The 15367-nt window shown below is 39.9% G+C and carries 12 protein-coding genes; 1 reads left to right on the top strand and 11 read right to left on the bottom strand.

What is annotated here, in order from left to right; genetic code table 11:
- Positions 1-651: 651 nt before the first annotated feature.
- The 4 genes from AC3CIA_RS01035 to AC3CIA_RS01020 form a co-directional block, all read right to left on the bottom strand.
- Positions 652-2769, bottom strand: coding sequence for a YjbH domain-containing protein (locus tag AC3CIA_RS01035; RefSeq protein ID WP_488518382.1), 2118 nt, complete (start codon positions 2767-2769; stop codon positions 652-654).
- 180 nt (positions 2770-2949) lie between these two features.
- Positions 2950-3861 (bottom strand): serine/threonine protein kinase, encoded by a 912-nt coding sequence (locus tag AC3CIA_RS01030; protein ID WP_488518381.1) that lies wholly within the window; start codon positions 3859-3861, stop codon positions 2950-2952.
- Positions 3862-3880: 19 nt separating this feature from the next.
- On the bottom strand, positions 3881-4423 hold the full coding sequence (locus AC3CIA_RS01025; protein ID WP_488518380.1) for an outer membrane beta-barrel protein: 543 nt from the start codon (positions 4421-4423) through the stop codon (positions 3881-3883).
- 775 nt (positions 4424-5198) lie between these two features.
- A complete protein-coding gene (locus AC3CIA_RS01020; protein ID WP_488518379.1) occupies positions 5199-6323 on the bottom strand; it encodes an LPS O-antigen chain length determinant protein WzzB in 1125 nt (374 codons plus the stop codon).
- 324 nt (positions 6324-6647) lie between these two features.
- On the opposite strand from AC3CIA_RS01020, the gene wecA reads away from it, so the two are divergent.
- The gene (gene wecA / locus AC3CIA_RS01015) at positions 6648-7736 is read left to right on the top strand and encodes a UDP-N-acetylglucosamine--undecaprenyl-phosphate N-acetylglucosaminephosphotransferase (RefSeq protein WP_123311707.1); all 1089 of its coding nucleotides are present in this window, start codon (positions 6648-6650) and stop codon (positions 7734-7736) included.
- Between the two features lie 123 nt (positions 7737-7859).
- On the opposite strand, the gene manA is transcribed toward wecA, so the two are convergent.
- From manA to AC3CIA_RS00980, 7 genes are read right to left on the bottom strand one after another with little or no spacing between them, the layout of a single operon-like run.
- A complete protein-coding gene (gene manA, locus AC3CIA_RS01010; protein WP_488518378.1) occupies positions 7860-9047 on the bottom strand; it encodes a mannose-6-phosphate isomerase, class I in 1188 nt (395 codons plus the stop codon).
- Positions 9048-9053: 6 nt separating this feature from the next.
- Positions 9054-10484 (bottom strand): phosphomannomutase, encoded by a 1431-nt coding sequence (locus tag AC3CIA_RS01005; protein WP_488518377.1) that lies wholly within the window; start codon positions 10482-10484, stop codon positions 9054-9056.
- A gap of 18 nt (positions 10485-10502) precedes the next feature.
- Positions 10503-11918, bottom strand: coding sequence for a mannose-1-phosphate guanylyltransferase/mannose-6-phosphate isomerase (locus AC3CIA_RS01000; protein WP_488518376.1), 1416 nt, complete (start codon positions 11916-11918; stop codon positions 10503-10505).
- Positions 11915-12898, bottom strand: coding sequence for a WaaS/CpsH family glycosyltransferase (locus AC3CIA_RS00995; RefSeq protein ID WP_488518375.1), 984 nt, complete (start codon positions 12896-12898; stop codon positions 11915-11917). The genes AC3CIA_RS01000 and AC3CIA_RS00995 overlap by 4 nt, the downstream gene beginning before the upstream one ends.
- Entirely contained in the window at positions 12898-13446 is a 549-nt protein-coding gene (locus tag AC3CIA_RS00990) for an acyltransferase (RefSeq protein ID WP_488518374.1), read from the bottom strand. Before AC3CIA_RS00990 ends, AC3CIA_RS00995 begins: the two co-directional genes overlap by 1 nt.
- Positions 13443-14240 carry a glycosyltransferase family 2 protein gene (locus AC3CIA_RS00985; protein ID WP_081230161.1) on the bottom strand — a complete coding sequence of 266 codons (798 nt, stop codon included), beginning with the start codon at positions 14238-14240 and terminating at the stop codon, positions 13443-13445. The genes AC3CIA_RS00990 and AC3CIA_RS00985 overlap by 4 nt, the downstream gene beginning before the upstream one ends.
- Complete coding sequence (locus tag AC3CIA_RS00980; protein WP_488518373.1) at positions 14237-15325, bottom strand: glycosyltransferase family 4 protein; 1089 nt, start codon at positions 15323-15325, stop codon at positions 14237-14239. The genes AC3CIA_RS00985 and AC3CIA_RS00980 overlap by 4 nt, the downstream gene beginning before the upstream one ends.
- Between the last annotated feature and the right edge of the window lie 42 nt (positions 15326-15367).

Here is a 15367-nt window from a genome sequence, read left to right as displayed (position 1 = left end):
TAATAGAGATGGAATGTGTTGTGATACCCAAAAGGACACCCAAAGGAAGTAAAGCGCGTAATTTTATCAGCTATGCGGCTTTAAATAGCGCTGACGTGGAATAATAATAAGATCTAACTCTCATTTATCATCGAAAAATCAAGATGCTACCGCCCCTTGATAGTCCGCAACACCACACTGCGTAGTTATCCCAAAACGCAGCAAAAACGATGCTTGCATCCGGTCATTTTAATCCGTAAACATTATCCACAATTTGTGTTTATTATCAACCTAGTTGAATGGTTTTAAGGGTTAAGAGCAGATACGGGATGCGGGTAAACGAGTAGCGAAGAGCTTAAGGGCTGATACGGGATGAGAGTAAACGAGATGCGAAAAGCCTAAGAGCAGATGCGGGGTACGAGTAGCGAGATGCGAAAAGCTTAAGAGTAGATGCGGGATACGAGTAACGAGATGCGAAAAGCCTAAGAGTAGATGCGGGATACGAGTAGCGAGATGCGAAAAGCCTAAGAGTAGATGCGGGATACGAGTAGCGAGATGCGAAAAGATGAGAGCAGATGAGAGTAGCGAGATACGAGTAAACGAAGAGCAAGAACAAGAGCAAAAGAGCCAACACATGAGGTGCTGGCTCTTAGATTTAGATGTTACGCTAAATTATTTTACTGCTTCTAAATATTTTAGGTAAGCATTGCGTAAGCGCTGTCTGTTTTCATAGTAGTAACTCGCACCGATGCGGTTACGGTTGAAGTACTGCCTTTCAATATTGTGCTGTAAGCCAGTATCGACACCTAAGCCTTCACCTAAACTGTTACGACTGTCACCAACACGGGTTTGAAGCGCGTATACAAACTGGTCGATACCACGCAATTGAACGTAGTCAGGGCTCATATCACGCCATAGTGTCAGCGGAATCGCGATGGAAAGTGTCACAAAATCTTCGGCTTCACTGCTGCCTACGGCTTTGGTGGTCTGGTATGAAGCATCAACTCTTACGTCACCTAACCAATGACTGGTGGTGACACGTACCCCTTCATCACCTTTCCAGAATTGACCGGCTTGTACTTTACCTTGCCAGTTCCATTCCGGTCTTGAATAAGTGTAATGGCCAATCATCGGGGTCGCATCTAAGATAGCTTTCCCTCTTGAGTCGTACTTATCTTGAGCAGAAAAGTTGGCGTATTCAGCTCCTAGAATGTGACGACCGCTATTGCTGGCATACTGCGTTTCATTCAAAAAGCCCAAAAAGTTTCCGTAAACTTGTCCGAATGAGAATTGAGTCGTGAGGTTGTAAGGCAATTGGAATGCTTGGTGGAAAAGAACCCTATCGACTTCATTTTCAAACGCGTCGTCGCCCCAAATTTCACCGTCTTCAAAGTCGTCACTCTCTGCCAATGGCATGACGTGTCGAACATCCAACGCAGCGCCTTTCCACAGAGGTGTGTAAAGGTTAGTAGCAAGCGCTAAAGAGTAGTCAAATACACCGTATTCTGTGGCGGTATTGTGATACAAAGCAGGAGACACAATCACCTGCGTACGGCCAAAGCCAGAACGAGCCACCTCTTTATCAAAGTTCGCTTTTGCATAACTCTTTTTCACATCAGAAGTACGCACAAGAAGGGTTTTGCAAGGTTCACCCGTTTTTACAAATTCACGGTAACATGGCGCACTGGTGATCATTTCCATCATCGGAATGTCATTCACCAAGTTAAACAAGCGAATGTTTTGTTGTTGGTAATTTTTAACCCCAAGGTCTTGCAGCATACCTTCACCCACGTAGGAAGAGATAATACCCAACGCAACACCAACGCCATCCACTTGGTTACGATTATAACGTCTGTTTTCCAGAGCAACGTTTAAACCAATATCATCCGCAGAAATTCTAACGTTAAGAAAGCCTTCATCAACCAGTGCTTTTTTAAGTTGAACCATACCGGCAAATTTATGATGCGCTTGTTCTACTGCGATCTTGTCTTCTAAGGTTAACTCATTCACTCTGCGAGATTCAGAGAAGCCCATTAAGGGGGTTGATGCCGCCACCGACCAAATGTCTATATCAGCATTACCACTGGTGTAAAACTGGTATTGAAAAGATAGCTGTGTATCCAGTGGTAGGTAGTGTTCTGGTGTGAACACCTTCAAGCCAGCGTTAAATTGGTGAGAGTCGTGCTCTGCAATAAGCTGAACAAAATCCAACGGTTGATACTCTAAGCTGGCAAAGGGCCCGTTCAGAACGCCATGGCTCACTTCTGATTTACCATAACCGGCACTAAACCTTGCTGGGACAAAGTCAGGCTCAAAATCGGCTACCGCATAGTAGGTTTCAAAGTTGCTGGCCGCGCCACCGAGATCTTGCACACCTATGGCAAAATCGAACCCTGTCCAATCTTTAACGAAAGGAAGCTGGTATTTAAACGATGCCGACAAATCACGAATACCGTTACCACAATTAGGATTGTAGTTGGGTACATTTGGGTAAAGGTGACAGTCATAAGTTTTTGTGACAATTCGACCCGCAGCCTCAAAGCCATCGAATAAACCAACGCTAAATAATATGTTATCTAACTCGCTGGTTTTTCCTTTGTACGGTACACCTTGCCCATAGAGGTAAGAGATGTCGCCAGTGTCCATCACTTGAGCATTAGGCACAATGATTGCGCCGGTATAACTTTGGGACGACATCAAGTTATCGACAGCATAGGCATTAGAAGCGATAGCTAATGCACTAAGAGATGCTATGAGAGATGCGCTTTTAGAATAACTGATTATTTTCATTGGGATACAATAGGTTTTAACCGTATTTGACAGTGACTATGTTAGATAGTGGCCGTGTTTATTAGTAACAGTGTTTAATGGTGACAGAGCTTGATAGTGACTATGCTTAATTGTGACTATGTTGATAGTAACAGCATGTAAAAAAGGCACCGTGTGGTGCCTTTATAATTGATGCTTAAATTAGCCGCCAGTACCACCGCCGTTACCGCCACCGCCAGTACCACCAGTACCGCCAGTACCACCAGTGCCGCCAGTTGGTGGCTTAGTGCCTTCATCTGGGTCTGGAACAGGTTCAGATGGTTTTTCTGCTGAAGGTGGAATTGTCACAGGGGCAGTTGGGTCAGCCACGACATCTTTAATAAAGTCAGGGTCTGTAGTTAGATCCAAGTAGATGTCACCGCCACCCGGAGCTTCAGGATAATCTGGGTAGCTTGTAATCACTTCTTTTGTGATTGATTCCGTGGCAGCAGCCAATTCATCAGCTGTTGCAGTAGGGCTTACTACAAGTACGTCTGATAGTACTGCTGCAGTTGCTGAAACTAGGCTTGCTTCAGATGCAGGGAGAGCTTTGATTACTTCATCAGTGCGACGTAAGAAGTCAGCAACACTGCTCACACTGCCGTTGTTCAATAAGCTATCTAAGCCAAGGTCTTTCAATACTTGAATACCCGTTGCTTCATTGTATGCTGCACCATCTAGCTCTTTCTCAATCAAAGTTGAGATTGGAGAAGATGTGATGAGGTCATCGAGGTTAGCTAGGCCTTTAGGGAACTTGTAGCTTACCTTGCTCATGTCTTTGCCGTTAGAAACATCTTTGGCACCCGGTGTTGCGTTATATGTAAACGCACAAGTTTCAGGCTTGTTAAACACGGTAAGCTCTGTGACTTCAGAAACACCATAAAAGTTAGTTGCCTTTAAAGTGCCCGTTGTTCCATCACCACAGCTGAATGTGCCTTTCATACCCATAACTGCAGGGTCGAAAGCCATGATGTTACGGTACGCTTGTTCCGGTGGCACGCTGTTGTTGTTGTCACTGCCACAACCACCAAGGATTGCACCAACGACTGATAACGCTAAAATTTTATATTTCACAATTTATCCCTAAAAATGATTAAAAGCTGTGCGACAAAGCAACATTAAACGAGTCGATATCGACGCCACCAATATCTTGATATAGCTGGTATTCAATACCGACTTTCATTGCCGACGTAATCGAGTATTCAGTACCAAAAGCAATCGTTGGAGTCACACCAGAATCGTCAGACTCAACACCTGGACCGTTTGCTTTCCAGTCATAAATGGCGATGCCACCTTTTGCGTATAGCGCTAAGCTATCAGTTACATTTCCAGAGGCTTTAAGCACCACATCAAAGCTGCTTGCTTCGTAGCTGCCACCTGCAATGTCTTTAAGATCATACTCACCAAGGTAGTTATAACCACCTTCGATGGCTAGTGTATCTACGATATGATAACCAACAAACAGACCGTAAGATGTGTCTGAGTCATCAATAGCCGTGCGGCTCTCTACTAATGGTGCAAAGTTATCGGCAGTTACATTACCAACTTTAGCGCCTACGTATAAATTATCAGCTCCAACAGCTGCTGTTGATAGTAACAACAAAGGTGAAACCCTAACTAACCACTGCATTTTCATATAATTATATCTTCCATATTTCAAACTGAACTGAGGCTGATTTTCCTAGCAAATCTAAGCGATAGTCTAATCAGTTTTTGTATGAAAGCCCAAAAAGCAGACACTCATACACGCCATTCCGTACCAAAGCTACTGACACAATTGCACAATATTGAATGCTGAAGCTAGAAGCTACAGACAACTCAACACTGTACTTTTGAATTTCGCCAGATTTCTCAATGTTGTTTAACAAGTACAAAGAATTTGAGAGTAGCTTGCTTACTACGTTGCAAGCGAGCAGCTAGCATAATCTTTTCGTATGACACTACAAAAATGGTACTCAGAAGATACCAACACAAGAAGATTGCTGCTTTGCTTTCAATATCCAACTAAGACCATCTACTCAATGATAGATAACCTAACAAGGAATTACTCTGATTAAACAACTAATTGAACAACATGATAGGTAATAACCGCTATCAAGTAAATGTATAATTAGTAAACGCACCACAGCGATTCAAAAAAACGTCAGGATTGCGTCAGGAAGGAGTAAAAAAATGGATGGGGAAAATTGAACGCGGTCGCCCGCACTTTCGCTTAATGCTGGTTTAGTGATGTACGGAGGTCGGTCTGGCATTCGATGTGTTAAGGAGAAGCAACCTTAATTCGCCAAACGTTAGGTATCGGTATTTAGTTGGAGTTACGATAGCCATTCGTTGTGCCGGCCGTGGCTCAGGGGATAGTATGTAAGGGGAATAAAAAATGGCTAGTGTGAGACACTAGCCATTAAAGCGAATTAATCTTCTTTTCTAAACACGAAGCGTATTAACACAATTGCCGCACCGACCAGCCCACCAAATAATGTGAAAATAATCACAATAAGTGCACGTTTAGGTTTATCTCGAGAAATTGGTTGTTGAACATTATCTAAGAAGCGAAATGTTTGAAACTCAACACTACGGTCAATTTCAAGGTTATTGAGCATGTCCAATTTTGCATTTATTTGTAGTAAGCGAGGTTCGATAACACTCAAATTTTTTACTGACTCTAGCGCTTTGACCTTCGCTTCTAACCCTTTTGAGCCTAGCTCTATACCAAATAGCTCATTTTCATTACCCGCTGGGATAGGTTTATCGACACCGGCCGAGCGTGCTATACCCATAGCATATTTGGTTCGCTCAGTTTCAACCGATAACTGATTTTTTGCTTGTGTTTCCAAAATCCTCTTTTGTTGAATCAACTCATTTCGCTTACCGCTCACCATAGCCTTTAAGTTGTTAAACGCATCTTGGTGAATTTGAGACTCCGTAAAAGCGATGTAAGCGGTGAGTAAATCAAAACTGCCTTGTTTTGTTGTGGTTTGAAAGCGAACAAAATAGGGGGAATTAGGATTTTCTATGTTTTCCATAGACGCGGTAATTCTTTTAAACCAATCCGAGTACAATATACGTTCCGCAACTTCCGTCATATCAGAACCATCAGCAGAAAGGCTAGCTTTAAACGACTGGAAAGATGAGCTGTTATCTAAAAATACTCGTTTATTATTCGCTGAGTTAAAAGTGTTGATAAAACGCTGAAAGAGAACTTTAGAGTCCCCCAGGCTATTCAGTTCTTTACTGACTAAAACAGTACCATCTTCCTGATAAACATTGAAAACAGGTTGAAATTGTCTGACTTGTTGTTGATATGCAGCTATATTTTGAGGCTGAGCTTTCGTGATCTTAGCACTTGAAGACCACCACTCTTGAACAAACAATGCAAAACAAATACTAGCAATAGTGAATAAAGCTGTAACCAATATAACGACTAGCTTACCGTCCCACAATGCCTTAAAAAGCTCTCGAAAATCAAGTTCATTGTGGTCTGTATACGTCATTGAACTTTTGGTGGTAAACGGCTGTGATTGGATCTGAGGTTTCACTGTAAATCTCTCAAAACATCTAAAATTGATAACGAAAAATACTATCACATCGTATACTTTTAGTATTGTCTGAGTTGTAAACTTTATGAAAGTGATCTTCTGAACCTTAACATTGATTATAGACTCCCACCTATATATCGAACAGAATTACAACGAGGCGTAGAAAGGCGTTCAAGAAGAACATAAAGTAAAAAGTTCAGGTTTAACAAACTCCAGACATTTCTAATTATTTACACGAAGAGATCACGGAGACCATTAGCCCCTCTTTTATATTGAGCTCAAATACACTAAAATTCACCTCAACATCCATTATTAGGCTTAGTCGTGCTCATTTCATTTCTTGACCTCTCTTTTCTGTTTTTCTTTTCTCTCGCGACTATTTTTCTAATGCGTAAGGTTGCTAAGAAAGTCGGTTTAGTTGATAAACCTAATATACGCAAGCTTCATACAGGGGCGGTACCATTAGTTGGTGGTATATCCATTTGTATATCAACCCTTTACTTTTTACTTAACAACCCAGACATCTTACCCAATACTGGCCTTTATGCGGCATGCATCCTGCTCCTTGTTAGTGTTGGGGCTCTAGATGATAAGTTTGATTTAAGCTTCAAATTGCGCTTTGTTGTTCAAGCAGCCCTATCTGTCGCGATGATGGTTGTCGGTGGCATTGAGCTCAATACTATTGGGGACATTTTTGGCTCTGGAGATGTCGTAACATTGGGTTGGTTTGGCTATCTAGTTACGGTACTTGCCGTTGTAGGAGCAATCAACGCATTTAATATGGTCGATGGTATCGATGGACTTTTAGGTGGGTTATCTGTAGTCACTTTCGGTGGATTAGGGATTATGTTGAATTATGACGGGCAATATAATCTAGCTTATATTTGTTTAGTACTCGTTATAATAATCATCCCTTATATTCTTCTAAACTTAGGTGCTTTTGGCCGAAAAAGGAAGGTTTTCATGGGGGATGCGGGAAGTATGCTCATAGGCTTTACTGTTATTTGGCTGTTGTTACTATCAAGCCAAAATGGTACAAGACCTCCTTTACGCCCAGTAACCGCCCTGTGGCTAATTGCGATACCATTGATGGATATGGCTGCAATTATGATCCGTCGTGTACGACGAGGTGACTCACCATTTAAACCTGACCGCGAGCACTTGCATCATATTTTTCAACGTTTAGGTTTTAGTTCCGCACAAACATTAATCGTAATTTGCAGTATTGCTGTACTATTCGCAGGCATCGGTATTTATGCCGAAATGGTGGGAATTCCCGAATATGTCATGCTTTACACATTTCTCATCTGCTTTATCGTGTATTTGATTCTTTTAAGTAATGTTTGGAAAATAACAGCTTACTTTAGGAAGGAATTAAATAAGCCATCAACACATAAAGATCATGACAAGTAAACTAGACTCTATTGGCTACTGTTGTTACGAGTATTAAGAGTTCGACACGTTTAAAAGGTAGGTTTAAGACACTTAAATTTTGCTGATACCAATATTATAGCAATTGGTATCAGCATCAAGTGACTAATTATACGCCCTGGCTAACAGGCCTTTACCTTCATACTTATACCAACTAGCGCTATAAGGCACAAATACACTCTCTCCAGCCTTTAGATTCAAAGACATCTCACCCGACCATATTTTCATTTCACCATCAATACAAAATAAGATTTCTGCACTCCGAACGCGTTGCTCTTTTGCTGTCGGTTCTACATTTAGGATATCAAACGCAAAATCATCTACCGGTACCGGAAAATTTAGGCGTCCCTCTATCGATATAGGCATGAGCTTTAATTGTTCAGGTCGAATAGATTCAAAGCGAGTATTAGCGATAAGCTCTTGGACATCAATATGTTTCGGCGTTAAGCCTGCACGGAGAACATTATCAGAACTTGCCATGATTTCAAGTGCAGTGCCTTTAACATACGCATGAGGCGTTTCTGAATGAAGGAACATTGCCTCACCGGGTTCGAGTTCGACAACATTTAAAATCAATGGTGCTAATATGCCAATATCACCCTCATAATACTCTACAAAGCTTTTACTGTAAGTAAGAGCCTGTTGAAGCCTATCAGACATATGTGCATGATCGAAAACACCTTGGAGTTCATTAAGTATCGCCAGCTTTTTCTTTCCCGAAAATGTCATTAAAGCTGTAAAAAAGCGCTGTAGCCCATCAGAGTTGGGCATTTTCTTTAGCGAAGATAGTTCATATTCAAGAGCAGGGAGACCTAGCTCGTCGAACAGTGCAATTATATGCTGAATCGGCCTAAACCCATTCATCGCTTTATAATGCGTTAACGCATACACCAGTTCAGGTTTATGGTTGGGATCTTTGTAGTTCCGATTAATAGCATCAAGTGCAATTTCTTGCGCACTTTCTCGTTCAAAACCACGCTCTGAGTTAACTTTATTAGGGTGAACTTGGATCGAGAGTGGGGTATGAGCAGCAAGTACTTTAAACAAAAAAGGCAGCTGGCCATATCGTTGAGCAGTATAAGTTCCCAAAATATCGTCAGCATCTTGGTTAATATAGTCCGTAAGTAAAACACCAAGTTGTTCAAGCATAGAACATCCGCCAGGGTGCGCACCCATCCAGAGTTCTGCCTGCGGCTTGCTGTCTACATTCTCAAACCCAAATAGATCAAACATAGAAGTCTGACTACCCCAAGCATAATTTTGAATATGGTTCTTGAGCTTAAAAATTGCCATTAACCGTTACCACTCACTCACATCAAGATCTTGAACATTATTAAGTACTTGTTTAACCGTTTTTTGTGCTTTTTCAACGGTCGCCGACTCCGCATAACAACGAAGCTCGGGCGCATTACCTGAAGGGCGAAGGTGAATAATATCACCCGAATTCAACGTAATACGAAGACCATCTGTAGTATCAACATTCGTGACAATAGCCTCTTTAAACCCCAAAGTATCAATCAAACGCCCTTCTTGCCCAATCGCTTTGGCAATGATCGCTTTACTCTTGTCTGTCTCAAAATTTTGAATACGGTTACTGCTCGTAAAGCGAGGAGCAAGTGCACAAACCAATGAGGTAATACTACAATCTTTGGCTGCTGAAAGTAACATAAGTGCAGGTAGAACCGCGTCGCGAGTCGGGAGTGCCTTTAAAGTTTGATTATTTATCGTTGCATCACTTCCTAGCAAAAAACCACCATTAGCTTCGAAACCGGCAATTACCGTATAGTTTTTTTCAAGCTCTGAAAAAGCTTCAATCACATAGGGTGACCCAATTTTAGTTCGAGCCACTTTTTTAAATGACTCAGAAGAATCAATTACTGTATTGCAGCTTACTGGCAGTGCTAACGCTTCAATATTCATGGCTTCAGCACAGAGTAACCCTAGGATATCCCCACGTAACCATTCTCCTTTTTCATCGGCTACTAGTGGCCTGTCACCATCACCATCCGTTGAAAATATAAAATCTAGATTGTACTTTTGGGACCAAAAACGAGCTTTCTCTTTATCGACTTCTGCTACCGCTTCAGTATCAATTGGGACAAATTCATCTGTACGCTCAAGAGAAACAACTTCGGCCCCTATTGCTTCAAATAGCATTGGGTATATATCGCGCCCTGCACTAGAGTGCTCATAAATGCCAATGCGTTTCCCCGTCAGGAAATTAGAATCAAAAAGCACTGTATAACGCTCTACATATTGCTTTTGAGCTCTAAGTGATACCTGTAACTCTTTCAATACCGGTGCTTCAAATTCAACTTTCGCGCTCAGAATGTCTTGCTCATTGGCTTTTGTTATTTCGCCATCAGGTCGGTAAAACTTAATACCATTGCGATCAAATGGTATGTGGCTTCCGGTAATCATAATACAAGGGATATTGTCTTGCATTGCAGAGTATGCAAGCGCGGGAGTTGGTAGAACCCCATAATATACAGCTTCATATCCCATGGAGCTAATTGCTGAAATAGTTGCCTGCGCCATTTCGGGGCTACTTGGGCGATTATCAATAGCAACGGCAACTTTGTGAAAATCATAACTACCTTTAATGCTGAAAATAAACGCATGAGTAAAAGCGGCGCACACTTCTGGCGTAAATTGTTCAACTAATCCCCGAGCCCCACTTGTTCCAAACTGAATGCCAGAATCCGAGAGCACTTGTGATGTATTTAACATAATAAGACCTTAAATTAGTTAGTAACCTTCACCTTGGGGAGGTGTTCGTACGATATCATCTTCACCTAAGTAGCTACCTGATCTTACTTCAATAATTTCCAAAGGTAACTTTCCTGGGTTTTCAAAACAGTGCTCTTCGCCAACAGGAATATAAATTGACTCGTTTTCGGTAATAACGTACTGATCACTACCTCTATATACTTTAGCTGTTCCTGACACAACAACCCAATGTTCTGAACGATGATAATGTAATTGCATTGCCGTTTTCTCACCCGGCTTTACAATGACTTTTTTTACATGATAACGGTTGCCTCCAGCAATATACTCATGCTTGCCCCAAGGACGATATACTTCACGATGATGTAAAAACTCAGTTCGCTCTTCGGCTTTTAAGTTTGAAACAATGTTTTTGACATTTTGAACTTCATCTCGATGTGCGACCAATAATGCATCTTTAGTATCAACAATGACCAGATCTTGTACCCCAACAGTCGCAACCAATCGATGTGGAGAGTTAATGTAACAACGATGGGTGTTATCAGTTAATACATCCCCTTTAATTACGTTGTCATAGCAATCTTTATCGCTCACTTCCCAGAGTGACGACCAAGCTCCAACATCACTCCAACCAACATCCATTGGACAAACGACAGCATCGCTCGTTTTTTCCATTACTGCATAATCAATAGATTCGTCAGGGCATTTAGCAAATTCTTCTTCATCCAACCGAATGAAATCAAGGTCGAAATTAGCGCCCAAATAAGCTTGTTTCACAGTCGCTAAAATATCTGGACGAAACTTTTCAAGTTCTTCTAAATAACGTGAGGCAGTGAACATGAACATTCCACTGTTCCAGTAATATCCACCATCTTTTAAGTATTGCTCAGCTAAAGCATAGTTAGGCTTCTCAACAAAAGTATCGACCGAATAAAGTCCACTTTCATCGATTTCTTGACCACCTCGAATATAACCATAACCAGTTTCCGGCTTGGTAGGAACTATACCAAAAGTTACTAGCTTCCCACTCTCAGCGAATGGTTTTGCAGTTTCCAGCGTTTCTCTAAATGCTTGCTCATTCTTGATCAAATGATCAGCCGCTAATACCAATAATACCGGGTTCTGTTCGTTTTCAATTGCTCTCAAAGCCGCCAAAGCCACCGCGGGTGCAGTATTGCGCCCAAAGGGTTCTAAAATAATCCCGGAATGCTTGACGTCATTGGAGCGCAACTGTTCAGCGACTAAAAAACGATGTGCTTCATTGCAAATCAAGGACACAGGGCCATGTTCAAGCCCCTCTAAACGAAGGATAGTATCTTGCAACATTGAGGTTTCGTTTGTCAGGGGCAAAAACTGCTTCGGGTAGTGAGTGCGAGACATCGGCCAAAGTCGTGAACCTGACCCTCCGGCTAAGATAACAGGTAAAATATTGCTCATAAAAAAAGGCTCTCTATCCAAGAGTTAATACTGTACTTATTACGAAGTTCGCACTCAATAGGGGAGTATGGAACATCGACAAACTCATTGATTGTTTCTGTTGAAGTTGTATCATCTACATACAATATATTGTTGGGATGATAAAAGTCATAAGATAAGACTTGACTATTAGTAGTGATTAATTTCTTGCCTGCACCTAGCATCTCAATAGTTCTCATCGTCAAACCTATTTGATCTGGATGGCTAATATCTATTATCGTGTTCGTTTTTTCTATTAAACTGACCACATCAGCTCTACTCATAGATGAAAAAGACACATCGGATAATTTCAAGCCTTGCAACTCTCCTTTTAAATACTTCTTAAATAGAAAGACCATATAACTCGGACAATAGAAAAACAAAAATTTAGCATCACTACCTTTTGTAATATTAGAAACGGACCTAAACCTTTCAGAGTGAGCTGTACCAACAAAAGAAAAGTCATACATAGTCGGCTTTAGATCTAATCCATCATATTCTTTTACATAGAACAAAGGAAGAAAACCAATATTGTTTTCTTTCGCATCACTCGGGTCAAAAGTAAAAAATGAACAAGATACATCTATATATTTTTTTGAATAAGGTTTATTTCTAAAAGAATCCCACATATAAGTAATTATTTTAATTTGTGGATTAACTTTTATAGCTTTTTCTAAAATATCGACTGACACTGTCTCAGGGTTAACTAACAGAATATAGTCGATTTCTTTTGCCTTACTTACAAGATTTTCAGAATAAAAGTCATCAATATAGGAGTTAATTAAACGATGAAAGCCTAAACGAACCAGAGCTCGGCCTAGAGTGTTTGTGAAGACACGTTCGTCAAGCAAAGATACCTTTGCACCTGCTTTTTCTAATGTATTTTTTATATCATTATCGTAACCAAAAAAAGCAGGACAAAACACTGCTATTTTTTTATCCTTAAGGTTTAAATCTAACATCAAACTCTTTCCCATAACTCAGTTTCGAAGTTATATTTTTTAATTACCTTTGCCGGAGCCCCAACAATGACACAGTAATCAGGAAAACTTCCCCTGACCACAGAATTTGCTCCCACAATACAATGGTTACCAAGCTTTGTTCCTGCCTGTATCGCTGCGCCAATACCTATGAAGCAATTATTTCCAATTTCAGTATTCTTAAAAAGATTATCTTGTTCAAGAATGGGGATATTAATATTTTCATATTCATGATCAATATTCGTCACGAATACATTGGCTGAAATTACGGTATCAGAACCAATATTCAACTCTCCGCCGGAGGTTACATGAAAATTTTGGCCTATCCCTACATTATTGCCAATTTTAATATAACCTTTATTGTGAACCTCAAATCGACTACCAGGGAAAATTCTTACTTTTTTCCCTATCGAGACATTATTTAACCCCTTAAAAAAAATAGGAAAACTAAAATAAGATGGCATCTCCAATTTTTTACAAAAAAACTTCAAAAATAAGGCAGATATAAACCACTTTAACTTAAAAATCATGCAGACCTCATCTTAACTAACAGTAATCTTCGTAAGTATTTTGCATAGTAAAAGGCTTTAAATACGAAATAAGAAGTTTTTGAAATAACTTTGTTTTCACAAGCAATATTTAACATTTTTAAAGTACCAAAATGCATCTCTTCGAGATTTGAAGACAAACCCGAGGCTCCAAAATTTTCTTTACCTCCGCCAGTAATTACTAGAGATTCTGGCATATAGTAAAAACCTCCCTCAGCGCATATCCTAAGCCAAAGCTCCCCATCTTCTGCATGAGTCATCGTTTCATTATAGTTGCCAACCGTATTCAGTACAGATCTTCTCACTAGTGCAGTTGATGTCTGAGGGAACATCTTTATCAACAAATCATTACAACAAGCAAGGTATAAGCTGTCAATTTTCTTCCCTAAAATAGATAGCTCTTCATCATTTCTAGCACACCCAATAAAATTGACGCTATCTTTTTTTCTTATGATGTCTACTTGCTTTTGAAGCTTATTGGGGAGCCATACATCATCAGCATCTAAAAATGCTATCCAATCTCCCTCAGAATTTTCTATTCCAACATTTCTAGCCGTTGAAACTCCACCATTTTTCTTATTTATCAAATGTAGCTTGTGCTTAGTCGATGTTCGATAATCATTAATGACTTCGACTAAATTATCGGATGAACCATCATTAACAATGATAATCTCAATATTCACTGCATCTTCAATCACTTGATTTTCCACTGAAGAAATTGCATCTATAATTGTTGCCGATGTATTATATGCAGGTATTACGACTGAAATTTTCATTTAAATATACCTTTCCATATTTTACTTATCCTCTCATTTGACCAACCATCGGCTAATTCCCTAGAACCTTTACTTAATGACAATAGTTTTTCTTGACTCATCATCATCTCACTCAGATTAGCTTGATATGCACTATCACTTTCAATATCGACTAAATAACCATTAGTTTCATTGATCATATCTCTTGGTCCTGATGGACAATCGAATGAAATTAGTGGTAGGCCAAAACCAGCAGCCTCTAACAACACCATACCAAAGCCTTCACTCCGAGAAGACAAAGCAAATACAGAAGCATTAGAGTAATAGGTTTCGATGTCTTTTCTTGGGGGAAGTAAGTTGACGGAGTCTTTCAAGTTATTGTCATTGATATAGTTATCCAAATCCTTTTTCAACTCTCCACTACCTACAATGTTTAATTTCCAATCCCCCCTAACCGAAGGGCTTATGTTGTTCCATATTTTTAACAAACGCAGTTGTTTTTTGTCTTCCGTATATCGACCAATATTCAGGACAACCTTACTACTTAGATCTGCTTTGTTGTAAGCCAAAGTGGGCTTGTAGTGTGGTGTATATACAACCGGAAAACCAAAATTCTTGTACTTTTCACAATCAAGAGTTGTTGGCACGCAGTAATATTTACAACGTTTATAAGTGAGTTTTTTAACAGTTCGATAAACTCTGTTGTAGTTGTTTTCTGAACCGTGTTCTGAGATGATGATTTTATTGCTATTTATTCCAGACAACAGAAGCTCTAAATGTGACAAAGGGTGCGTTACATACACATAATCAAAATCATTAGATTTTAAGTAATTATATAATTTAAAACTTGAACTAACTATACTTTTTAACTTTGCCATCGCCCTTTTTAAGCGATTATTCATGTTTAATTCATAATAAGAATGCAATGAATCAATACTAATTTTCTTATCAACCTCATAGAAGCTATCCTTACCATCCTGAGTTAATATAGTTATATTGAAATCATCACACAGCTCATTTACGATCGTAGTTACAACACGTTCAATCCCGCCAGAGGGTGATAACGAAGGAATATAAAACAGTAATTTTTTATTTTGGTTTTTCATACATTCAAATAACTCATATGACGGGGTTACTAGTTATACATT

Source organism: Vibrio sp. QJM3NY_27, from assembly GCF_057785955.1.
The sequence above is the reverse complement of the archived record's forward strand: the minus strand, read 5'-3'. Positions and strand labels throughout refer to the sequence as shown.

Bases quoted from the DNA above. Each gene is read 5' to 3' on its own strand.
- AC3CIA_RS01035 (WP_488518382.1), bottom strand. From the start codon at position 2,769: ATGAAAATAATCAGTTATTCTAAAAGCGCATCTCTCATAGCATCTCTT.
- AC3CIA_RS01025 (WP_488518380.1), bottom strand. From the start codon at position 4,423: ATGAAAATGCAGTGGTTAGTTAGGGTTTCACCTTTGTTGTTACTATCA.
- manA (WP_488518378.1), bottom strand. From the start codon at position 9,047: ATGGCAATTTTTAAGCTCAAGAACCATATTCAAAATTATGCTTGGGGT.
- AC3CIA_RS01005 (WP_488518377.1), bottom strand. From the start codon at position 10,484: ATGTTAAATACATCACAAGTGCTCTCGGATTCTGGCATTCAGTTTGGA.
- AC3CIA_RS01000 (WP_488518376.1), bottom strand. From the start codon at position 11,918: ATGAGCAATATTTTACCTGTTATCTTAGCCGGAGGGTCAGGTTCACGA.
- AC3CIA_RS00995 (WP_488518375.1), bottom strand. From the start codon at position 12,898: ATGTTAGATTTAAACCTTAAGGATAAAAAAATAGCAGTGTTTTGTCCT.
- AC3CIA_RS00990 (WP_488518374.1), bottom strand. From the start codon at position 13,446: ATGATTTTTAAGTTAAAGTGGTTTATATCTGCCTTATTTTTGAAGTTT.
- AC3CIA_RS00985 (WP_081230161.1), bottom strand. From the start codon at position 14,240: ATGAAAATTTCAGTCGTAATACCTGCATATAATACATCGGCAACAATT.
- AC3CIA_RS00980 (WP_488518373.1), bottom strand. From the start codon at position 15,325: ATGAAAAACCAAAATAAAAAATTACTGTTTTATATTCCTTCGTTATCA.